Raw genomic sequence first — 22,968 nt, 5'->3', positions numbered from 1 at the left:
TCTTCTATTTGACGATACCAGCTTTTAAAGCAGTCTAAAAACACCTACTTTTGTAGTTGATAATCGGGGAATATTAAAAAAATGTGAAACGAACATGATTAAAGTCATTATCAAACATTCATGGTAATGATTATTTTGATCTTGTGGCTTCCATCTGACAAATGGAAAAAAATTATAAACAGATGAAATTGGATCAGTTAAAGCTTAGTATAAAAGAAGTTCCATTTAAGAAATCACTTAGTTTTGCGCCATTAATTAATAAATTAAGAGCACTTAAAGAGCAACAAGGAAAGATTAATGTTCAAGGAGAATCTATTCTTAAGTTGGTTCAGGATAAACCGGAATTGGCAAGTAAGGATTTTGATGTGGATCTAGTTGAAAAATATAAAGAAGAGATTCATGTCTTAATGGGGTATTTCTTTACCCCATTCCAGTACCAGGAACAGATTGGCTTTGTGGCTTCACCATTCGAGGATAAAAACTTTTATTATACTCCAAAATATCAGGAACTATACGAAAATGAAAATTTAACCATAGAACTTGTTGAGCAAAAGGATCAAGACAAATGCTTTAAAACTTTTAGCATGTTATTCTATGCTTATTCGATAGTTTTAAAAAAATACTACAATTTTGATTTGGGCATTGGATATTTGTTTCTTTATAAGATTACAGATAAATTAAATGATCTTGTGAAGTATTATAAATTAGAATTTGATAAATCATGTATTGATATTTCGCATACAGGAAAGTTACCACAAGTAAGTGAAGAGCAATTGTATAAAATGATTAACGATCCTGTTAATATGGATTTTTGGTTGGAAACACTTCCACTTAATAAGTTTAAGTTTTCAGGATTTATACCCTATAGATATATAGATGTTAGCCAGATTGAGGTCATCTCATCATTGAAATCGCAATTGCTGGAAAAATCATCAATCATAAACAGAAATAATTTTAATCTGTTAGAACAAAATGTTCGCTCTCTTTTAGAATTACCAAATCTTAAATTGGGGATCATGGCTTTGGTAATGCATCAGGGAAATGTTGTAAACCCATCTGACTTTTGGCATGGTTTTCTTGATGCGGATAAATTTAAATGTGAAGATTATCAAGATAGCATTTATGAAGATGCCGTGATGCAAGGAGGCCCTGTTTTAATCAACGACCTTTCCAAAAAGGAAAACCTAAAAAAAATCGAAAAAGCTTTGCTGGATGAGGGAATAAGAAACTTAGCCGTGATTCCTCTGTACAGTTACAAAGAATTAGTAGGTGTTATCGAATTGGGATCCAATAAAGCTAATGATATATCATTTTCTAAACTTCGGATTATAAAGGATATAATTCCTGTGTTTTCAATTGCAATTCAACGAAGTAGTGAAGAACTCCAAAATAAGATTGAAGCTATTATTAAAGAAGAATGTACGGCTATACATCCAAGTGTGGAGTGGCGTTTTGCAAAAGCGGCATCTAACTTATTGTTCAAAAAAGGGAGTGGTGAGAGTTCCCGGATGGAAGAAATAGTTTTTCCAAATGTATTTCCTCTCTATGGAGCAGTAGATGTGCGTCATTCCTCAGTTATTCGCAATCAAACCATTCAGGATGATCTTTTAGAACAGCTCGACTTGGTTCAAAATGTTCTTGTTAAGGTAAATGAAATTAAGGCGATGCCAATTTACGATCAGTTGATATATAAGATCGATTACTTTAAAAATGGTATCATGAAAGGTTTGTCATCAGGCGACGAAATGAATGTACTAAATTTTATAAGACAAGATGTTGAAACTTTGTTTCCTCATTTCGAAGAAAATGGGGAAGAGGTAAAGCAGACTATTAAAAAATACAAACAAAATATTAATCGGGAGTTAAATTTAGTATACAAGCGTAGAAAAGATTTTGAAGATAGTCTTGGAATGATTAACGATTGTGTTACAAGTTACTTGGAGCAAGAGGAAGAAAAAGCTCAATCAATGTTCCCTCATTATTTCGAAAAATACAGAACCGATGGAGTTGAGCACAATATATACATTGGAGAAAGCATTGCGAATAATTTAAATTTCGATAGAATTTATTTGAAAAACTTAAGGCTTTGGCAGTTGATTGTAAGTGCCGAAATGGCTCGTAAAACTGATGCCCTTAAGAAATCATTGCCGATCCCGATGGATACAACAGGATTAATACTTGTGCACAGTCAGCCATTGGCAATTCGTTTCCGCCAGGATGAGAAAAAATTTGATGTGGATGGAGCTTACAATATTCGCTACGAAATTGTGAAGAAGAGAATTGATAAGGCAAAAATTAAGGGTACGGATGAGCGGCTAACACAGCCAGGGATGTTGGCCATTATTTTTAGTCAAGAGAAGGAAATGGCAGAATACCAGCGATATTTAGAGTACTTAATTGCAGCTGGTTATTTCGAAGATAAAATTGAATATCATACCCTTGAAGATTTGCAAGGTGTTTATGGCTTAAGGGCTATACGTGTGAAGGTAAAAAACGGAAAGGAAGAGAAGGATGTATTAAAGCTTGCAAAGGAACTTAAAATTGAAAATTAAATCATAATCCTGTTTTAATGAAATATTCTCTATTGATAGTTTTATCCTTTGTCCTTGGTTTTTCTTCTTTGGCAAGTGTTAACAAGGATACTTTAAACAATAAGAAGAGACCAAAAATTGGACTGGTATTGAGTGGAGGCGGGGCTAAAGGGTTTGCTCACGTAGGGGTACTAAAAGTTATTGATGAACTTGAAATACCAATCGACTATATAGCTGGTACAAGTATGGGTAGTATTATTGGAGGCTTTTATGCTATAGGATATTCTGCTGAACAGATTGAAGAAATGATTCTAAGTCAGAATTGGGATAAATTACTAGCCGACGAAATTTCCAGAAAATATGTTCCATTTCACGAAAAACAGAATTATGAACGTCATGTATTGTCATTTCCTATAAAACCCAAAGGAATACAGCTGCCAAGTGGTATTGTGAAGGGTCAGAATGTAATTAATTTATTTGAGAGGCTATCAATAGACTATCATGATGTAACAGATTTTAAAAAACTGCCTATTCCTTTTGTTTGTGTTGCAACTGATATTGAATCTGGTGAAGCGGTAATACTGGACAAAGGCTACTTGCCCGAAGCCATGAGAGCAAGTATGGCTATTCCTACTGTTTTTTCACCCATTGAAATTGGTGGTAGATTATTGGTTGATGGAGGAATGGTGAATAACTTTCCTGTTAAGGAGGTTGTAGACATGGGTGCCGATATTGTGATAGGTGTTGATGTTCAAGCCGGGCCAAAATCAAAGGAGGAGTTAAAATCTTTTCTAGATATCATCAATCAATCGGTATCATTAATGTCGCTTAATGAGTTTAAAAAAAACATCGATTTTGTGGATGTGTACATTAAGCCTGAAATTAATAATTATTCGGTTGGTAGCTTTAATGAGGCAGATTCATTAATTCATAAAGGAGAAGAGATCGGTAGAAAATTTATTCCGGTTTTAAGAGAATTAAAAGAAAAATATCAACTAGAAAAAAGAAAGACAAAGGAATATAAGGAAGCAGTTGATACAACGACGTACTACGTCAAAAATGTTGAATATAGTGGATTAAATGAGGTTAGTAAATCATTATTGGCAGGTAAGTTTAATCTTGATATTCCGGGTGAAGTTAGCTTTTATCAAATAAAACAAGGTATCAATTGGGGATATGGTAGTAGATATTTCGACCAAATTGACTTTAGGTTATTGGGTGACAGGGCTAAAACACTTCAAGTAAGAGTAAAAGAACGAACAACAAAAAGGTTTAATGTTGGACTTCGTTACGATTCCGATAATAAAGCTGGTGTACTTTTAAATACAACCTTTCGAAACAAGCTTAGAAGTGGTTCTCATTTGTCTTTGGATTTAAAACTATCAGAAACCCCTCGGTTTGTAGCTACCTATGCAGTTGATAATGGTTTAAAGCCAGGCATTACATTAAAGGTCGAATATAACGATTGGAATGTGAATGCATATCAAGATTGGGAGCAGATTGGGAATTATGATTTGGATTACCTCAAATTGGATATGAATATACATTCCATTCTAAAAGAATCGTATTCTGTAGGGGTTGGAGCAAGAGTTGAGTATTATCATGTGGAATCAAATTTTACATTACCGGAGTTAGTGGTAGGAAATGATGAGGATTATTTTTTCTCTTACTATGCAACTTTGCGATTAGATTCTCATGAGAAAGCTTATTATCCCAAAAAAGGCATTAGTTTGTTTGGCGAGTATAAATTAGTTACTAATAATGGTGCAAGCTTGGAAGGAATGGAAAGACCTGCATCTATAGCTTATGTGAAGTTTCAAAAAGCCATTAGTGTTAACGAAAAATTTACCGTTTATCCGAAATTTTATGGTAGAGTTATTTGGGGGAAAAAAATTCCGGACTTCTTTTTAACTTACACTGGGGGAATAGATCAAACTGATTATTTTGATATACAAATGCCTTTTGTTGGATTAGAAAGAATGGAGGTTTCTTCTACGAATTCATTTGTTTTTAGGGGTGATTTTCAATACGAATTGTTTAGGAATAATTACTTGATATTTAAGGCAAATGTTGGAAAAATTACCGAGGATGTAAACGAATCATTAAACACTGGAGAGTGGCTTACTGGCTTGGGAGTAACTTACTCTTACAATAGTCTTATAGGTCCAATGGAGTTTTCTTTAATGTTTTCTAATAAAAAACAAAAAGTTCTAAACTATGTTAGTTTAGGGTATTGGTTCTAAAAAGAATTCGCTAGTAATAATTCAATAATTAGTTCGTTCCTGTCAATGTCATAGAGAGGTTTATAACGTCCCTTATTTAATAACATGTTGTATGAATTTAAAAAAACTTATCCTGTTTATGTTTATTTTTATGATTGCTTATTGTGCTCAGGCTCAATTTAGTAACGATTCTACAAAATACGATTGGAATCCAAGTGTTATTGGTAGTAGTCCTGTTCGCGGATACGAAGCTTCTTATCATGGAATGACAGGTTTTGATGTTGGTTCGAAATCAGATATTTATGACGATGGCAAGGGAAGAATCGATTACAATCGGATTTTTAGGACAAAACTCCGGTTCCCTTTATTGTTAAAAAAGAATCTTAAAATTGCAGGTAGTATCGAGTATAGTGATGAGGAAATTCATTTTCATGATAGTAAGAATATTACCTATCCTTTTTATAGGAGGTTACACGATAAGAATATGAAAAGTTTGGGAGGAAGTTTCTATCTGATGACACAATGGAAGAGGAACCGTTATTTTATATTCCGTTTTAATGGAAGGTTAAAAGGAGATTACTGGAAAGATCATATTAGAGATGTGAGCAAGTATACTTTTTTAAAAATGGAAATTTCTCCTGTTGTTGGATGGAAAGTAAATAAATACAAATCCTGGGGTCTTGGACTTGCATTTTCGTATACTTTCGGAGAGCCATTGGTTTTTCCTACTTTTGTATACAACCATACTTTTACCGATAAATGGGGAGTTGAGGCATTTTTACCTGCTAAGGTAAAATTAAGATACCAAGCTTCTACACTTTGTTTTATTAGTGCTAAGGCATATTTAAAAGGAGGAAGCTATAGCATTCATTTCGACGAGCGGCCAGCTGAAAATATTGTTGAATTAAATAGTCTACCCTTAAGTAATTTTAGAACCCTTGAGTTTAGAAGGTCTGATGTGAATTTCTCAATGGAAATGGAAAAGGGAATTACCGATTGGTTATGGTTATCTCTGGAAGGAGGATATCGTAGTAATATTAATTTTGATGTAACCAATAAGAATCATACTCTTAGTTTAACAGGAGGCAAAGTAAAGGACAAGGATATCATTATAGATTCTTATGCAAAAGGAGGAATGTTTTACAAATTTACTTTGTTCATTGTTCCTTCGAAATCATTGCTCAAAAGAATCGGATTAAAAATTTAGCTTTTATTAATCAATGTTAAATGGTATTATACAGTATGCAGGTGTATTTTTCTTTCTGTAGGTTAGAGGAAAGAAAATACACCTTGTGTAAGCACCTTCCTGAAAGGTGCAGGAAAAAATGATACAAAATATTAAGGTTGATTCGAACTGTTGCTGTAATACCAGTATGTCAAGAAAATGCTATAAAGCTTATTATTACAATATCTCATTAGAAAATACTGATTCAGCAATATCCCTAAGGTTATATTTTGATGCCATTGCTTCTCCATAAGCTCCAGTAGATCTGATAGCTAATAAGTCATTTCTTTTCGTTGCAGGTAAACTTACTGCTTTTCCAAAGCAATCAGATGATTCACAGATTGGTCCAACTACATCATAAGTATCTGATTTTTCATTAGAGCTGATGTTTTCTATTTTGTGATATGCTTGATAAAGAGCAGGACGCAACAATTCAGTCATTCCTGCATCTAGTATGGCAAATTTTGTATTTATACCATTTTTCACATATAAAACTCTTGAAATCAAGCTACCACATTGTGCAACCACTGACCTGCCCAGTTCGAAATGTAATTCTTGATTGGGCTTTAGATTTAAGAATTCATCAAATATGCTAAAGAAGCTGGCAAAATTTGGAATGGGATTTTTATCAGGGTGATTGTAGTCTACTCCAAATCCGCCACCAACATTTATATGATCGGTAAAAATTTTACGCTCGTTAAACCACTCCTGTATTTCATTAATTCTTAGGCAAAGACCTTTAAATACGCTTAAATCCGTAATCTGTGAACCAATGTGAAAATGTAATCCAATCAATTCAATATGATTTGAATTATCCAATGTTTCAATCACAGAATCAAACTCCCAGCGGTTAATTCCGAACTTATTTTCTTCGATTCCGGTTGTAATGTAATGATGCGTATTGGCATTTACATTGGGGTTAATTCTAATTGCAATTCTGGCCTTTTTATTCAATTGTTCTGCCAATTCATTAATCAATTCAATTTCCGGAATTGATTCACAATTAAAGCAGAAAATACCAGTCTCGAGAGCAGTTAAAATTTCCTTATCTGATTTTCCCACACCAGCATAAACAATCTTGTCAGCGGAATAACCTGTTTCTAAAGATCTTTTGATTTCATTGCCACTTACGCAATCAGCACCAAAACCATAAGATTGAATTAATCTCATTATCTTAGGATTTGCATTGGCTTTTACTGCATAATGAATATGATATCCATATTTAGATGCTTCAGATTGAATGAGCTCTAATGTGTCTTTTAATAACTCCATATCGTAAAAGTAGAAAGGAGTGGAAATATTTTTGAATTGTTCTATTGTTTTACTGCTGAACATGATTCAATTAAAATTTGAATATAATAATCTAAAATAAATTTTTACTTAAAGCTTGTAATGCGGATACTTTGTCATTTTGATTTACCAAAACAGAAATATTGTGCTTGCTTCCTCCGTAAGAAATCATTCTTAAAGGAATGTTTTCCAATGCATCAAGTACTTTTTTGGCACTTCCCGTGGATTCTGAAATGAAATCACCAACAATACAAATGATAGACTGGTTCTCATCGATTTCAACATTGCAGAATTTTATTAACTCCGATTCAATTTCTTTTAAATTTGATGCATCATCAATGGTAAGAGAAATAGCTACCTCCGAAGTGGTAATCATGTCGATAGGCGTTTTATAAATCTCGAAAATTTCAAACACTTTGCGCAAAAACCCATAAGCCAATAGCATTCGTCCCGATTTAATTTTCACAGCTGTAATGCCATCTTTGGCGGCAATGGCTTTAATTCCCTTACCACTTTCATTATTGGTAATTAAAGTACCTTCATCAACCGGGCTCAATGTGTTTTTTAATCTTACAGGAACACTTTTTAGCTTGCAGGGCATAATGCTTGATGGGTGCATAATTTTGGCACCAAAGTAAGCTAGTTCTGCTGCTTCGTCGAATGATAATTGCTCAAGTGCAGATGTATTTTCTACATATCGAGGATCATTATTGTGGAACCCATCAATATCCGTCCAGATCTGAACTTCATCTACTTGTAGTACTGAACCAATAAGCGATGCAGTATAATCGCTACCACCTCTTTTAAGATTATCAACTTCACCGTATGCATTTCTACAAATAAATCCTTGAGTAATGAATAGTTTTTGTTCCGATTCATCAGCAAGAAGGCGTTTCAGGTTTTCTTCAATGTAGAAATAATCAGGTTCACCATCCTTATCAATTCTCATAAAATTCAAAGCTGGTAAGAAAGCTGAATCAACTCCTATTTCGGATAAATAGTAATGAAACATAGCAGTTGAAATTAATTCTCCTTGTGCCAAAATTGCTTTTTCCTGTAAGGCTGTAAAACTTCTGTTTACAAAGTTGTTGATGTAGTTAAAATGAGATGTAATCAGCTCATTGCCTTTGGTTTTGAAATTCTCGGTAGTAAATAATTCATCAATTCGTTTTCGATATTGTGCCTCTAGTTTATTGATTTGTTTACTAGCTTTTTCCATCTCTTTTCTGTAAAGGAGATCAGTAATTTCGACTAAGGCATTTGTTGTTCCTGCCATAGCTGATAAAACGATAATAATAGGTTCGTTGTGCTGAACCAATTTTGCCAAATTTTGAATTCTTTCAGGAGATCCAACTGAGGTACCACCGAATTTTAAAACTTTCATTGGTTAATAGTTTAGTTTATTATCCCGAATTTTTGGGAATAAATTTTTAAGCGACTTTTAAAAAAATTACTGTTTTAAAAAAGCCTGCAGAATTTCTGCAGGCTTCGATATTTTTAAGCTTTACATTATTCTACAATTTACTTACACAACATTTGTTTATTGCGTCGATTCTGTTTCTTGTATTTTAATGTAAATGACATATGTGTTTACAATTATTATTTAGGATGTAAAGGTGTGTAAATTTTTTTTAAATGCAATAAAAATTTACCCAATTGTTAAAAAATTAACTCAATATGTTTTTTTACACTTGAACTTTGAAGAGAAAATTAAAACAAAATCCCGTTCCAACCCCAGAAGCCACGGGGAACATCCATAAATTCAATATAAACACGGTCTTTCGGAATTTTTAGTTGCTCTTCAACTATAGTGGCAAATTTATTCGATAAATCTTTGGTTTTTGTGTCGGGTAGGCCAATGCTTTTTAATTGAAGGAATACAGCAGAATCTATTGAGCCACCTAAGGTCATTTCTATTTTTGGTACAAAAGCAGTCATCACATATTTTTCTGGTTTTCCAAGTTCAAAAGAGATTAAAGAGGAACATTCTTTTAAAAAGCTTTGTTGTTTCTTACTGGAGAAACTTCCATTAGTCTGAACTTTTAAATACGGCATTGGTAAAAGTTTTAAGGTTTCTAATAAAGGAGAATTGATACATTAAGGGCATTCAGAATATTTGAATACGTTGCATAAGTTATTACTAAATCAGAAATTTACAAAATACAGCTCATTCATTTATTATTACTTTCCTATTGCTTTTAAGGCATTCTCAATTGTTTTTTTGTATTGCCGATAAATATTGATCCATCAATCAAAAGTACGGGGCGTTTTAAAAAAGTGTATTCGTTTAAGATGTATTCTTTATAATCATCTTCACTCAAAACTTTGTCTTTTAGTCCAAGCTCCTTGTATTTTATGGCTCTTCTACTAAACAAGCTTTCGTACGATCCGCTTAGCTCTTTCATTTGTTTCAGCTGGCTTGCTGTTATTTTTTGCTTTTTGATATCCTGTAATTCAAAACTCGAGTCAATTTGTAATTCTTTTATTATTCGCTGACAAGCTGAACAGTTACCTAAATGATAAATTTTTTTCATGTTTGCTTAATATTATACCAGTATTATTTACAAGTCGTATATCTTTCAATGGTATCAACTATTTCCTCTACCTGTTTTAGATTTTTACTTTGTGTTTGAATGGCAAAATACTTATTGTAGTAGGTTGTTTGAACACCTTGCCAAACTTCAATAATTTCCTTTGCGCTTAATAAATCTTGACATAAGCCGGAAGGCAAAAGGCAAATTCCTTTATTTAATTGAATGGCATGCAACATAGCACTTAAACTTGGTATTACATAGCGTGGTTTAAAATAAGGCTTCTTTTTAAAGTTTTGATTCCAAAATGCTTTTATAGTCTCCATTTTGTGAGTATAGGAATACCAATTTTGCTTGCTTAACCATTTTTCGGCTTGTTCAATTTTTCGTTCATATATAAACCTATTAAATGGAATGGTATCTAAATCTTTACTACATACCAACAACAAAGCTTCTCTGCAAAAATGTTTGTATACAATGTTTTGATAGTTATGCTGAAGGTTAGTAATGGTTAAATCCAGCTCTTTCGCAAAGAGTTTTGATTGAAGATTTTCATATTCCCCAAAAGTAAACTCAACATTCATATCCAATTTATCCAATATATTGGCAAAGGCATAATTAAACATTTCTATTGACATACCCACTTTAGCCGTAGGACGATTGATTAATGTTTTTCGTTTGAAATTCTCTTCCGTTTTTTCTAATTGCAGAATGGCCTCTTCCACTTGAATGTAGAGCTGCATGCCATGTGGAGTAGGTAGCATTTTTCGAGGCTTACGCTCAAATAGCTTAACGCCCATATAGGTTTCGAGTGCAGTCAGTTGTTGACTAACACCTGGTTGTGTGATTAATAAAGTGTCGGCTGCTCCTGTTAAGGTGCCGCGTTCGTATATGGCTTTAAAAGTCCTGTACCACTCAAGGTTTACCATGTTTGTATAAATAAATTTATATAAAAGTATAAAAAGAATAAGTTTATTAATACAAAAAGAGCGCTTAATTTAGCACAAATAAATTGACAAACATGGCCAGAATTTTATTTGCACTAACAAGTTATTTTAAAGATGAGAAAGGATGGGAGTCGGGATGTAATTTACTTGAGATTGCAGGTCCCTATTTTTATCTTATAAAAAATGGAGTTGATATTGATTTTGTGTCACCAAAAGGGGGAAAAATACCTGCTAAACAGTTAGATCTTGATCATCCTAAAGTGAAATGTTTTTTTAAGAACAAAGATGCAATGGAAAAATTCTACAATTCTTATCATCCAAATGACATTAAGGCCGAGAACTATGATGCAATTTATTTTCCAGGAGGACATGGAGTCATGTTTGATTTGCCAATCAACAAAGAAATAGCAAAAATTGCAGCGGATATTTATGAAAAGCAAGGAGTGGTTTGTGCGGTTTGTCATGGAGGAGCAGGACTTTTAAATGTCATCCTATCCGATGGGAAATATTTGGTGGAAGGCAAAAATTTAACCTCCTTTAGCAATAATGAAGAAAGATCTATAGGTACAGATGTTAAGGTGCCATTTCTTTTGGAAACAGAGTTGGTTAAGAGAGGTGCAAAATATTCGTGCAAAGCCAACTGGCAAGAATATGTAATAGCTGATGGTAGGCTGATTACGGGTCAAAATCCGGCTTCTGATATGTTAATGTCGAAGGAATTGGTAAAAATATTAAAAACGAAAATATAGAATACTAAGTAATTAAATTCGAGAAAATGGAAAATTTTGATTTTTATAATCCAGTTAAAATCCTTTTTGGGAAAGGTAAAATTGCAGAATTGGGTAAACACATTCAAAAAGATGCAAAGATTTTAGTGACTTATGGTGGTGGTAGTATCAAGAAAAATGGTGTTTACGATCAGGTTATGGCTGCATTAAAGGGTCATAAAATTGTGGAGTTTGGAGGAATTGAACCAAACCCTCACTTCGAGACTTTGATGAAAGCTGTTGAAATTGTAAGAAATGAAAATATTGATTTCATATTGGCCGTAGGTGGAGGATCTGTTATTGATGGAACAAAATTTATTTCTGCAGCAGCTTATTTTGAAGGGGATGAGTGGGATATCTTGGCCAAACGCGCACCAATTGCTAAAGCAGTAGATCTAGGAGCAGTTATAACTTTGGCTGCTACAGGTTCTGAAATGAATAGTGCAGGTGTTGTAACAAAGGCAGCAACCCAAGAAAAGTTGTCATTTGGAAGTCCATTATTATTCCCAAAATTTTCAGTGCTTGACCCTGAAACAACTTATTCATTGCCTATGCGACAAATTACAAATGGTATTGTTGATGCATTTGTACACGTAATGGAGCAATATTTAACTTACAATGTAAACTCTCCGGTACAAGATCGGTTTGCAGAGGGAATCTTGTTGACATTACTTGAGGAAGGTCCAAAAGCAATTGCAGCAGAAACTCCCGATTACGAAAACAGAGCCAACTTAATGTGGGCTGCAACCATGGCATTAAATGGCTTGATTGCTATGGGAGTGAAGAGCGATTGGTCCACTCATATGATTGGTCACGAATTGACTGCCTTCCACGGAATCGATCATGCGGTAACTTTAGCAATTGTTCTTCCAGGTTTATTAACAAAGTTGAAAGAGCAACGGGGTGAAAAACTACTACAGTATGCCGAAAGAGTTTGGAACATCACCGAAGGAACGGATGATGAAAGAAAAACCCTTGCCATTCAGAAAACAGAAGAGTTTTTTCAGAGTGTAGGCATCAAAACTCGTTTAGGAGATCACAATGTTGGACAGGATAGTATTGATACCATTTCTAAAAGATTTATAGAACGTGGGTATGTGGGAATGCTGCCAGATGTTGCCACAAGCGATGTTGCTGGAATTTTAGAGTCGCGTTTGTAGATTGTTTATGAAATAGTTAGCAGAGTCCCTTTCGTTTGGAAGGGACTTTTTTTGTGTTAAGAAATCGTCAAAATTTAGCAAATGCATTTGAAAATTAAAATCAATGACGTATGTTTGCGTCATTAGAGATTAATTAAGCTGAAATCATGAAAAAGTTAGAATTATTTGAAAAAAAGCAGCAGGAGATAGCGGCATTGGCAAAAGCATTATCTCACCCTGCACGAATCGCGATTTTACAGTTTTTAGCTTCAACACCTACTTGTATCTCAGGGGATATTTCTGATTATCTTCCTCTTAGCAGAACAACAGTTTCGCAGCATTTAAAAGAGTTAAAGTCAATTGGTTTCATTCAAGGCGATGTTGAAGGCTTAAAGATTAAATACTGTTTGAATAAAGAAGGTATCGAAAAACTAAAAAGTGTTTTTGGAGATCTACTTGAAGAAATTACTCCTTGTGATAGTAAAACTTGTTAATAATCACTCAGCTCCTAGGCTGAAACAATTGAAACAAAAGAAAAGACAGATGAAAGTATTAGTGTTGTGTACAGGAAATTCATGCAGAAGTCAAATGGGTGAAGCCATTTTGAGAGATATCAATCCGGAATTGGAGGTAGTTTCTGCAGGAACTAAAATTGCTGATCAAGTGCACCCTCTTGCAGTAAAAGCTATGGCTGAAATCGGAATAGATATCAGCGAGCAGCGTCCTAAAATGGTGGATGAGTTTTTGGAGGAAGGTGTTGACTTTCTAATCTCGGTTTGTGGTGGTGCAAAAGATGCTTGTCCTGCATTCCTTGGACCTGTAGGTACTCGCCTTCACATTGGTTTCGATGATCCTGCATATGCTGAGGGAACCGAAGAAGAAATTTTTGAGGTATTCCGAAGAGTGCGAGATGAAATCAGTAGAGATTTCGTAAAATTCAACGACGATTACATTTTAAAGAAAGTGTAAATTAATTATTAGGGTAGCAAATTGTAATATTATGGGAGCGTTAAATAAAAAATTATCCTTTTTAGACAGATACCTTACTCTGTGGATTTTTGCAGCTATGGCAATAGGAGTTGGAGCAGGTTATTTTTTCCCGGCAATGGCTGGATTCTGGAACAAATTATCGGTAGGAACCACAAATGTTCCAATTGCAATTGGTTTGGTAATTATGATGTACCCTCCTTTGGCGAAAGTAAAATATGAGGAGCTGAAGGATGTATTTAAGAATCGTAAGATCTTAATCTTGTCATTGGTGCAAAACTGGCTATTGGGGCCAAGCTTAATGTTTGCTTTGGCCATTGTTTTCTTGCAAGATTATCCTGAATACATGACAGGATTGATTTTAATTGGCTTGGCACGATGTATTGCCATGGTAATTGTATGGAACGATTTGGCAAAAGGCGATCCGGAATATGCTGCAGGTTTGGTTGCATTCAATAGTATTTTCCAAGTACTGTTCTTTTCGGTTTATGCCTATGTGTTTATTACCTTATTGCCAGAGTATTTTGGTCTTCAGGGCTCGGTAGTAGATGTAAGCATGGGAGATATTGCCGAGAGTGTATTAATTTATCTTGGAATTCCATTTTTCGCAGGCATGCTTACTCGTTACTTTGGAATTAAAGCCAAAGGCAAAGATTGGTATCAGAAGAAATTTATTCCGAAAATTAGTCCGCTTACACTAATTGCATTGCTATTTACAATATTTGTGATGTTCTCATTAAAAGGAGAACACATCGTACAGTTGCCATTCGATGTGGTTCGTATTGCAATTCCTTTGGTAATTTATTTTGTAATCATGTTCCTGATCTCATTTTTTATGGGATTAAAAGTTAAGGCAGGCTATTCAAAGACTACAAGCCTTTCGTTTACAGCAGCAAGTAACAATTTTGAATTGGCCATTGCAGTAGCCATTGCAGTATTTGGTATCAATTCGGGAGTGGCTTTTGCAGCAGTTATTGGTCCATTGGTCGAGGTGCCTGTATTAATTGCTTTGGTAAATGTTGCCTTACGATTTAAAGAAAAATATTTTGGTGGCAAACTTGATGTAAAGTGCGCTGCCGACTCTAAAAGTTAACTGTGTTTGCTTTCAGGCACAGGTAATTTTAAGTTCTTAAATTCCGAGCCATGATTCAGTTTGAGTCATGGCTTTTTACGTATATTTGGGTAAACAAAAGCAAATTCAATGATAAAATCCGGATTAAAAATCGGTATTGTTTTAACCCTAATATTGGTTCTGCCTTCCTTATTCTTTTCTGCATACGAAATCAGTAATTTAAGTAAAAACGAGGCGGTTATCGACTCCATTTATACAGGGCAACTAGAATCTGTGTTATTTTCATTAAATCAGTATTCTGATGATGTATTAAGTGGTTGGGCCAATCAATTGGAGCGAGAAACTGATGACATTGAAACAATCATAACAAAAAACTATTCGATTGATGCCATTGGAATTAAAGGGGTTTCGGGTTTGGAATTGTTCGCCAAAAAGAAAATTCCTGATGATAGTATCAATAGTTTAATCAATCAACTAGAAATTGATTTTGCTTCGAATCTAAAAAAAATCGAATTGCTTCGGAGGTATGTGAATAATGGCTATCGAAAAATTGAAGCATTAAGCAATTCTTTTCCCCATAAAAGCTTATTTGCCTTTGCTGCAAAGCAGGATTCTGTGCAGGTGAGCACGGTTCTGCTCTTGCTTGATACCGATAAGTTTATTCGTGAAAATCTTGGTCCAAAAATTCAGATGGTTGCTCAGGATCGTTTTTATATTTCTGTATACAAAGAAAATGGCTCCTTAGAAGTTTTTGCGAATATAAATCAAGGTGTTGAGGATAAGAATATAAAGCAAAAGAAAGCGATTTGGCTACTGCCGGGCTATGAACTTGGCATTCAGATGCGTGGAAATACCATAGAAGATTTGGTGCGGGAGCGAACACGTACCAATATTATTCTTTTGATTGTAATGGATATCATTTTATTGTTAGGAGCATGGTTTGTTTTCAAAAACATCCGGAAACAGATCAAACTAAATCAGCTTAAAACAGAATTTATTTCCAATGTATCGCACGAAATAAGAACACCTTTGGCATTGATTAACATGTATTCCGAAACTCTTGAAATGGGACGGATTCCTTCCGAAGAAAAGAAAAAGGAATACTATAAAGTGATCAACATAGAAGCCAATCGCTTATCGAAAATGGTGAACAAGATTCTTAATTTTAGTAGAATTGAGAGAGGGAAGAGAGAATATCATTTTTCCATTTGCAATTTAAATAACGAGATTGAAACAATTCTTGAAAATTACAAGCAACATTTCGATCAGAATGGCTTTGAAATAGAACTGAAGCTTGCAGATAAAATGCCCGAGCTAAATTTGGATAAGGAGGCTGTAGCCGAAGCCATTATCAATTTAATTGATAATGGTATGAAATATAGTGCTGATGTAAAGAAACTGGCTATTGGTTCGAGCATAGAATCTGCTTATGTGCGAATACAAGTGAAAGACTTTGGTATAGGCATAGAAAAGAAAGATCAGCCCTTTGTGTTCGATAAGTTTTATAGAGTTACCTCGGGAAATTTAGCCCACAAAGCTAAAGGATCGGGAATAGGTTTAAGCATTGTTAAGCACATTATGGAAGCACATAATGGAAAAGTTGAATTGGATAGTATTATGGGTAAAGGATCATGTTTTACTCTATTTTTTCCTCTTAAATAAATGAATTTACACAAACAAATAATAAGATGTATCCCATTTTAATTGTAGAAGATGAGCCCAGCATGTTAATGGGCCTGAAAGATAATCTTGAATTTGAATCCTACCTGGTTGATACGGCCGATGATGGTGAATTAGGTTTAAATAAAATTCTGACCAACAAGTACAGTTTGGTTTTACTAGATGTGATGCTACCCAAAATATCTGGTTTTGATATCTGTAAAAAAGCAAGGGCACAAGGCATTCAAACACCCATTATTTTGCTTACTGCAAAAGGGGAGGAAATTGATAAAGTTTTAGGTCTGGAACTTGGAGCGGATGATTACATTACAAAGCCTTTTGGTTTACGAGAACTTTTGGCAAGAATTCGAGCTGTGCTGCGAAGAACTCAATCTGTAATGGAAACAAACCAGAACAAGAAGATACAAGTAGGAAGGTTGAAGATTGACTTTAATTCTTTCGAAGGATTTGTTGATGGCAAAGAGGTAAAGATGTCGCATAAAGAAGTTGAAGTTCTAAATTATTTATGGGACAACAAGAATAAAACTGTAAGCCGGGATGATTTGCTTGACAATGTTTGGGGAATGGAATATCAACCAACATCAAGAACGATTGATAATTTTATTCTGAAACTGAGGCAGAAAATTGAAGATGATCCAAATCATGCTAAAATTATATTAACGGTGCATGGAGTAGGATACAAATTAATTTGCAGTTAGCAATGATCACTTATCAGTTTGCACTGCAATCTTGAGCTGTAGTAAATTGGTTTACTGTGTATGTTTTGTTGTTGATGACAACTTATGACAATTGCTGATTTTGTGATGACACATATGATGCAAACTCGCCCTAATTTTACAATAGAAATTTAAGATTAGAAAAGAACGGAAGGCGCGCGATTCCGATCTTCTAAAATTTCCAACTGAATTGTAAACTATAAAAATAGGGTCATGAAAAGGATAAAAGGATTGATGATAGTTGTAGCTTGTTTGCTAACTGTAAATATATCAATGGCAATTACGCCCGAAAAAACTAAAATTGATAAAGAAAAGATTGCGGTATTAAAGAAAATTCAAAGACTCGCTAGTCAGACTTGTTTTTGCGATTTCATGGAAGAAGGCGAATCGGAATCAATCGTATTGCGTTGCACAGTAAATGAAAATAATGAGGTGGTGGTAAGCAAGTTAATTGGCTTTGACGAAGAGCTTAAGAAAGCTATACGCAGAAGCATGGAACGAAAAAAGATTAAAACAACGGCTGCACTTAGAGGAGAAGAGTTGGCTTTGCGTTTAAAATTTGAAATCTACTAAAGGTAATATTAAATAACGTGAGTTCGACGTTAAATAAGACTTAAGGTGAATAATAGAAAAAATATACTGGCATTGTTTAGGATATCTCTAATCACATTATTGATTGTTACATCAGTTGGTAATGCATTTGCGAAAGAACTTAAATCCTTGGTGAACCTTAAAGGATATTGGAAGTTTACCATAGGGGATGACCCAAACTGGGCTTCTCCGCAATACAACGACTCTGAATGGGAAAAGGTGTTTGTTCCCAAATCATGGGAGGGAAACGGGTTTAGCAATTACAATGGATATGCATGGTATAGAAAGAATTTTAGTATTACCATTCCAAAATCGGTATCATATGTATACTTAAATATTGGTTACATCGATGATGCCGATGAGGTGTATGTGAATGGAAAGTTGCTTGGTGCCTCGGGTGTTATGGGACCGGTCTCGCAAACAGCTTATAACATTCCAAGAATGTATCCTGTTCCTAAGGAGATTTTGAATCAGGAAGGTGAGAATTTAATTGCCGTTCGGGTGTACGACGATTATCGCGATGGTGGTATTGTTGGTGGCAATATCAATATTACATTCGATGCCGATCAGCACAAAATGAATGTTGACCTAAGTGGTTACTGGGATTTTGAAACAAGCAAGGAAATAAGCGAAAATCATAAAAAGGTAATTACACAGAAAGAAGGTAAGATATTTGTTCCAGGCTTTTGGGAGGCAAGGGGTTATAGTTTTCTTGATGGAAAAGCCATTTATTCGAAACGATTCGTGTATCCCATTCATTTAAGTACTCAAAATCAAGTTTTGTTTGCAGGTTATATCGATGATATTGATGAAGTTTATCTGAATGGTGAAAAAATTGGTGGAATTCTCGATTTGAAAAGAAAAAGAAGAAGTTATTCCCACATTTCGGCAAATTATATTCTTAGGGCATACGAAATTCCGGATAAACTATTGATTAAGGGTCACGAAAACTATATTGAAATTATTGTGAGAGATCATGGAGGGCCAGGAGGAATTTACAATGGGCCTATTGGAATTATCGGCAAAGAAAGCGCACAAAAAATTCGAAATAAATCAATTAAAGATTCCAGGAGTCCTTTCCAAAAGTTTTTGGATTACTGGTTCGATTAATAAAACACCAACAGAATGATTCATATTTCAAAAATATCACATCTATTAAACAAATTAAGTTTGGTTCTTTCTCTGCTTATTGTAATTAATCACTATGGTTTGGCTCAAAACCTGAATAAGGTAATGGATCTAAACGAAAGATGGAAGTTTACAATAGGTGATAGCCAAGAATGGGCCAATCCGGACTTCGACGATTCGGATTGGGAATGGATTGATGTTCCTTCGGCATGGGAGAATCAAGGATTTCATGGCTACGATGGCTATGCATGGTATCGAAAAACTTTCCATAAAAGGCAGCTTCCCAATAATCAGTCTTTGTACTTGCAATTAGGCAATATCGACGATGTTGACGAGGTGTTTTTTAATGGCAAAAGAATCGGGAAAACCGGAAACTTTCCACCCAAGTATGCCACTGCCTATAATGCACATCGGGCTTACCATGTTCCGGCCAGTTTAATTCAGGAAACCAATACCATTGCAGTTCGTGTATACGACGATGTAGGCGAGGGTGGAATTACTCATGGCGATATTTCTTTATTTATGGATCGAGATGCTATTCCGGTTGAAGTTGACCTAAGTGGAACCTGGAAATTTAAATTGGGTGCTTATGCTCACGAGGATATTAGCAAAATTAACGATTGGGATAGTATTGTAGTTCCCGGAAATTGGGAAAATCAGGGATATAAAGATTACGACGGATATGCTTGTTATGTTCTCGAATTTAATTTAGAACAAAAGTTTCTTAAAGATAGAATGGTATTGGCATTAGGCAAGATTGACGACATAGATCAGGTGTTTGTGAATGGAGTACTGGTTGGACAATCGGGTGCATTTGTCCCTAAAACAGTTAGAGAAAGATCGGATTCGTGGCAACAGGTAAGAGCTTATTATTTGCCCGTAAATCTGCTTAAAGCCAATACCAAAAATACAATTGTAGTTCGTGTTTACGATGCCATGAAAGGAGGTGGGATTTACACAGGTTCTATTGGTTTGATATCGCAAGAGCACTACATCCAATACTGGAAAAAACGAAGAAATAAATATTAATCAAGCTAAGCTTTAAGCGAACAGACCGAGTTCGACTAAAAATATTGTTACAGTTTGCACTGATTTTGAGTAGAATTGTTAATAAATTCTTTAATCCAATCTGTTACATCTTCCATATCATCAAAAAAAATGTTTTTAAAAATGCTTTAAAATAGCCCCAAATTCTTTCGCAGGGATTAAGCTGCGATGCATATGCGGGTATATTTTACGTTGAGCTCACGTTATTTATCAATTTGATATTTTCAGGAATAGGTTTACAATTGTTTTGATATAAATCCAATCAAAAGAAAATTTAGGAAGCAGATTTATCGGTAAATCCAATCAAAAAAAAATCTGGGAAGCAGATTTACCGGTAAATCCGATCAAAAAAAAATCTGGGAAGCAGATTTACCGGTAAATCCGATCAAAAAAAAATTTGGGAAGCAGATTTACCGGTAAATCCAATCAAAAAAAAATTTGGGAAGCAGATTTACCGGTAAATCCGATCAAAAAAAAAATTAGGAAGCAGATTTATCGGTAAATGCGATCAAAAAAAAATTTGGGAAGCAGATTTACCGGTAAATCCGATCAAAAAAAAATCTGGGAAGCAGATTTACCGGTAAATCCAATCAAAAAAAAATCTGGGAAGCAGATTTATCGGTAAATCCAATCAAAAGAAAATCTGGGAAGCAGATTTACCGGTAAATCCGATCAAAAAAAAATTTTGGAAGCAGATTTATCGGTAAATCATATCTTTGATTCATCGGTTTCGAATTTTCGTCGACTTGGGAGGTGGAAGTTGTAAGGTCAAAATAATCATTAGCATTTGTCTTTAAGCATGCTGGGTTCAGTATAGGCATAACTTGCTTTCTTACACCAATAAGCTTGAGTTCGACTAAAAATAATGTCACAGCTTGCACTGGTTTTGAGTGAAGATTTCCTAAAATCCCCTCGAAACATCACAATATTGCTTCGGTAATTTGAGAATATTTATGCCCAAAGCAATTACATTCATAAAAGAGTCATCTTCACCCAATCTTTACTTTAAAAACTTTTCAGAATATTCCGATATTCTTTTGGATTACTACAGCAAATCTTGAATAAATGGGATTTCCTGTGGCGAATAGTTTTAATTGAACGAAGCTTAATACACTTTCGTAGCTCGAAGTTTTCTGCGTTTTTTTTCTTCCTTTAATCTTTTTCGTTCCTCTTTTTTTAGCTTTCGCTTGATTTTTCTTTTCTCCCTGGCAGTCATCGATTCTCGAATATCATCACCAGTATCAATGGCAGCAGTTGTATTGCTACGGCTCGAATTGTAATCTTGCGCTTTAGTGGCTCCTTGGGTGTTGCCATTATCGGTATCTTTTTCGATACCACTGGAGTTGTTGCTTCTGCTTGAGTTGTAATCCTGAGCTTTTAAGTTGCTCTTGTCAACTATGTCTTTGTCTTCCTCCAACTCAATGGCAGCAGTTGTATTGCTACGGCTCGAATTGTAATCTTGCGCTTTAGTGGCTCCTTGGGTGTTGCCATTATCGGTATCTTTTTCGATACCACTGGAGTTGTTGCTTCTGCTTGAGTTGTAATCCTGAGCTTTTAAGTTGCTCTTGTCAATTATGTCTTTGTCTTCCTCCAACTCAATGGCAGCAGTTGTATTGCTACGGCTCGAATTGTAATCTTGCGCTTTAGTGGCTCCTTGGATGTTGCCATTATCGGTATCTTTTTCGATACCACTGGAGTTGTTGCTTCTGCTTGAGTTGTAATCCTGAGCTTTTAAGTTGCTCTTGTCAATTATGTCTTTGTCTTCCTCCAACTCAATGGCAGCAGTTGTATTGCTTCGGCTCGAATTGTAATCTTGCGCTTTTGTGGCTCCTTGGATGTTGCCATTATCGGTGTCTTTTTCGATACCACTAGAGTTGTTGCTTCTGCTTGAGTTGTAATCCTGAGCTTTTAAGTTGCTCTTGTCAACTATGTCTTTGTCTTCCTCCAACTCAATGGCAGCAGTTGTATTGCTACGGCTCGAATTGTAATCTTGCGCTTTTACACCTGTATGATTTTCCGAATCCTTAGGCTTAGAAATACTATTTGCATTGTTACTACGGCTCGAATTGTAATCTTGTGCTTTACTACCCGGTGTTTGTCCGGCATCACCACTTATGCCTTGCTGGTAGAGTGGGTTTTCACCTGTATTCTGATTAGCTTGATACAGCGGATTGGAATTTCTACGGTTTGGATGATTTCCCATTCTTCCCATAAGAATGCTAACACCAAAATTTACATTTAAGCTATTAAAATTAAAACTGCTGCTCGTTGTTGGAATTTCGCCAGCCAAATCAGGATCAATTCTGCCATCGGCACCAACGGCTTTCGATATGTTCTTAGAGTAAAAGCTGGCATCCCCATGAATTGATGCAGCATATTCACTACTCAGGAATAAATGTATTCCTTGGCAGAGCTCAGTGTTAATTTTAGCTCCAACACGTGCACTTAAAGCCATTATGCTTTGCTGTTTTAAACTACTTGTCGTGATATCAGTAATAGGATGTAGCATCATCAATTCAGGAGTGCTATTTACTGCTAAACCAGTTCGTCCGTATATTTTTACTGATATTTTATCAGACCCAATACTAAACTGTGGCCCTACATCGAAGCCTATACTTCTAAATTGCTGGCGACTGCCTTGTACCTGCCCAAATTCTTCTCTTACATTAAAGGAGGAGTGCTTAAGGCCTATTCCCAGCGAGAGATGATCGCAAAAATTCATGCTTAATGTTAATTCGTTGTTGAATCCATCTTCAACAAAATCCTTAAAATTGCCATTGGGCATACTAATCCCATTTACCATCTCAAGAAATATTTTTTTGTTTTGTCCATAAGCGAAATTGCTTGCTACAAAACACAAGAAAACAATGATTGCCTTTTTCATGTCGAATACAATTGGTGGATATTTGCTTTAGCATACTTGATAAGTTACAAAATTTTAAATAAAAGATAAATAAGTCTTTTATTGTTGGCATTCTTTTATGGCTGAATAAGTGTTTTACTTAAAGAATTGCTCTGGCCATTTGCAATGGATTTTTCGGGGTAAAAATGATCTCTCGCAGTTGTATGAACTTAAATTTGAGTCTAGTGTAAAG

General features: G+C 34.9%; 19 protein-coding genes. 13 read left to right on the top strand and 6 right to left on the bottom strand.

What is annotated here, in order from left to right; genetic code table 11:
• Positions 1-182: 182 nt before the first annotated feature.
• From ACO05S_RS01615 to ACO05S_RS01605, 3 genes are all read left to right on the top strand, one after another.
• Complete coding sequence (locus tag ACO05S_RS01615; RefSeq protein ID WP_421919801.1) at positions 183-2,552, top strand: GAF domain-containing protein; 2,370 nt, start codon at positions 183-185, stop codon at positions 2,550-2,552.
• Positions 2,553-2,569: 17 nt separating this feature from the next.
• Positions 2,570-4,774, top strand: a complete 2,205-nt coding sequence (locus ACO05S_RS01610; protein ID WP_421919800.1) for a patatin-like phospholipase family protein — start codon at positions 2,570-2,572, stop codon at positions 4,772-4,774.
• A 91-nt stretch (positions 4,775-4,865) separates the two neighbouring features.
• On the top strand, positions 4,866-5,960 hold the full coding sequence (locus ACO05S_RS01605) for a DUF6268 family outer membrane beta-barrel protein (protein WP_421919799.1): 1,095 nt from the start codon (positions 4,866-4,868) through the stop codon (positions 5,958-5,960).
• Between the two features lie 195 nt (positions 5,961-6,155).
• Here the strand turns inward: ACO05S_RS01605 and lysA are convergent, their stop codons facing one another.
• The 5 genes from lysA to ACO05S_RS01580 form a co-directional block, all read right to left on the bottom strand.
• The gene (gene lysA / locus ACO05S_RS01600) at positions 6,156-7,313 is read right to left on the bottom strand and encodes a diaminopimelate decarboxylase (protein ID WP_421919798.1); all 1,158 of its coding nucleotides are present in this window, start codon (positions 7,311-7,313) and stop codon (positions 6,156-6,158) included.
• Between the two features lie 28 nt (positions 7,314-7,341).
• Positions 7,342-8,652, bottom strand: coding sequence for an aspartate kinase (locus tag ACO05S_RS01595; protein ID WP_421919797.1), 1,311 nt, complete (start codon positions 8,650-8,652; stop codon positions 7,342-7,344).
• A gap of 326 nt (positions 8,653-8,978) precedes the next feature.
• Positions 8,979-9,323 carry a phenylpyruvate tautomerase MIF-related protein gene (locus ACO05S_RS01590; protein WP_421919796.1) on the bottom strand — a complete coding sequence of 115 codons (345 nt, stop codon included), beginning with the start codon at positions 9,321-9,323 and terminating at the stop codon, positions 8,979-8,981.
• Between the two features lie 143 nt (positions 9,324-9,466).
• Positions 9,467-9,802: an arsenate reductase family protein gene (locus ACO05S_RS01585; RefSeq protein ID WP_421919795.1), complete on the bottom strand. Its 336-nt coding sequence runs from the start codon at positions 9,800-9,802 to the stop codon at positions 9,467-9,469.
• A gap of 23 nt (positions 9,803-9,825) precedes the next feature.
• Positions 9,826-10,728: a LysR family transcriptional regulator gene (locus ACO05S_RS01580; protein ID WP_421919794.1), complete on the bottom strand. Its 903-nt coding sequence runs from the start codon at positions 10,726-10,728 to the stop codon at positions 9,826-9,828.
• Between the two features lie 92 nt (positions 10,729-10,820).
• On the opposite strand from ACO05S_RS01580, the gene ACO05S_RS01575 reads away from it, so the two are divergent.
• The 10 genes from ACO05S_RS01575 to ACO05S_RS01530 all read left to right on the top strand — a co-directional run bounded on the left by ACO05S_RS01575 (position 10,821) and on the right by ACO05S_RS01530 (position 19,855).
• Positions 10,821-11,495, top strand: coding sequence for a type 1 glutamine amidotransferase domain-containing protein (locus ACO05S_RS01575; protein WP_421919793.1), 675 nt, complete (start codon positions 10,821-10,823; stop codon positions 11,493-11,495).
• A 26-nt stretch (positions 11,496-11,521) separates the two neighbouring features.
• Positions 11,522-12,673 carry an iron-containing alcohol dehydrogenase gene (locus ACO05S_RS01570; RefSeq protein ID WP_421919792.1) on the top strand — a complete coding sequence of 384 codons (1,152 nt, stop codon included), beginning with the start codon at positions 11,522-11,524 and terminating at the stop codon, positions 12,671-12,673.
• A gap of 146 nt (positions 12,674-12,819) precedes the next feature.
• Positions 12,820-13,146 carry an ArsR/SmtB family transcription factor gene (locus ACO05S_RS01565; RefSeq protein WP_421919791.1) on the top strand — a complete coding sequence of 109 codons (327 nt, stop codon included), beginning with the start codon at positions 12,820-12,822 and terminating at the stop codon, positions 13,144-13,146.
• A gap of 49 nt (positions 13,147-13,195) precedes the next feature.
• Positions 13,196-13,621 carry an arsenate reductase ArsC gene (locus ACO05S_RS01560; RefSeq protein WP_421919790.1) on the top strand — a complete coding sequence of 142 codons (426 nt, stop codon included), beginning with the start codon at positions 13,196-13,198 and terminating at the stop codon, positions 13,619-13,621.
• Between the two features lie 31 nt (positions 13,622-13,652).
• Positions 13,653-14,732 carry an ACR3 family arsenite efflux transporter gene (gene arsB / locus ACO05S_RS01555; protein ID WP_421919789.1) on the top strand — a complete coding sequence of 360 codons (1,080 nt, stop codon included), beginning with the start codon at positions 13,653-13,655 and terminating at the stop codon, positions 14,730-14,732.
• Positions 14,733-14,840: 108 nt separating this feature from the next.
• Positions 14,841-16,373 (top strand): sensor histidine kinase, encoded by a 1,533-nt coding sequence (locus ACO05S_RS01550; RefSeq protein ID WP_421919788.1) that lies wholly within the window; start codon positions 14,841-14,843, stop codon positions 16,371-16,373.
• 26 nt (positions 16,374-16,399) lie between these two features.
• On the top strand, positions 16,400-17,089 hold the full coding sequence (locus ACO05S_RS01545; RefSeq protein ID WP_421919787.1) for a response regulator transcription factor: 690 nt from the start codon (positions 16,400-16,402) through the stop codon (positions 17,087-17,089).
• A 231-nt stretch (positions 17,090-17,320) separates the two neighbouring features.
• Complete coding sequence (locus ACO05S_RS01540; protein WP_421919786.1) at positions 17,321-17,680, top strand: hypothetical protein; 360 nt, start codon at positions 17,321-17,323, stop codon at positions 17,678-17,680.
• A 45-nt stretch (positions 17,681-17,725) separates the two neighbouring features.
• Entirely contained in the window at positions 17,726-18,808 is a 1,083-nt protein-coding gene (locus tag ACO05S_RS01535) for a beta galactosidase jelly roll domain-containing protein (protein WP_421919785.1), read from the top strand.
• A 15-nt stretch (positions 18,809-18,823) separates the two neighbouring features.
• The gene (locus ACO05S_RS01530; RefSeq protein WP_421919784.1) at positions 18,824-19,855 is read left to right on the top strand and encodes a beta galactosidase jelly roll domain-containing protein; all 1,032 of its coding nucleotides are present in this window, start codon (positions 18,824-18,826) and stop codon (positions 19,853-19,855) included.
• 1,123 nt (positions 19,856-20,978) lie between these two features.
• On the opposite strand, the gene ACO05S_RS01525 is transcribed toward ACO05S_RS01530, so the two are convergent.
• Positions 20,979-22,757: a hypothetical protein gene (locus tag ACO05S_RS01525; RefSeq protein ID WP_421919783.1), complete on the bottom strand. Its 1,779-nt coding sequence runs from the start codon at positions 22,755-22,757 to the stop codon at positions 20,979-20,981.
• Between the last annotated feature and the right edge of the window lie 211 nt (positions 22,758-22,968).

Origin of the sequence: Marinifilum sp. (assembly GCF_965230805.1) — a bacterium.
Lineage (GTDB): Bacteria > Bacteroidota > Bacteroidia > Bacteroidales > Marinifilaceae > Marinifilum.
This window is presented reverse-complemented; position numbering and strand designations above follow the sequence as displayed.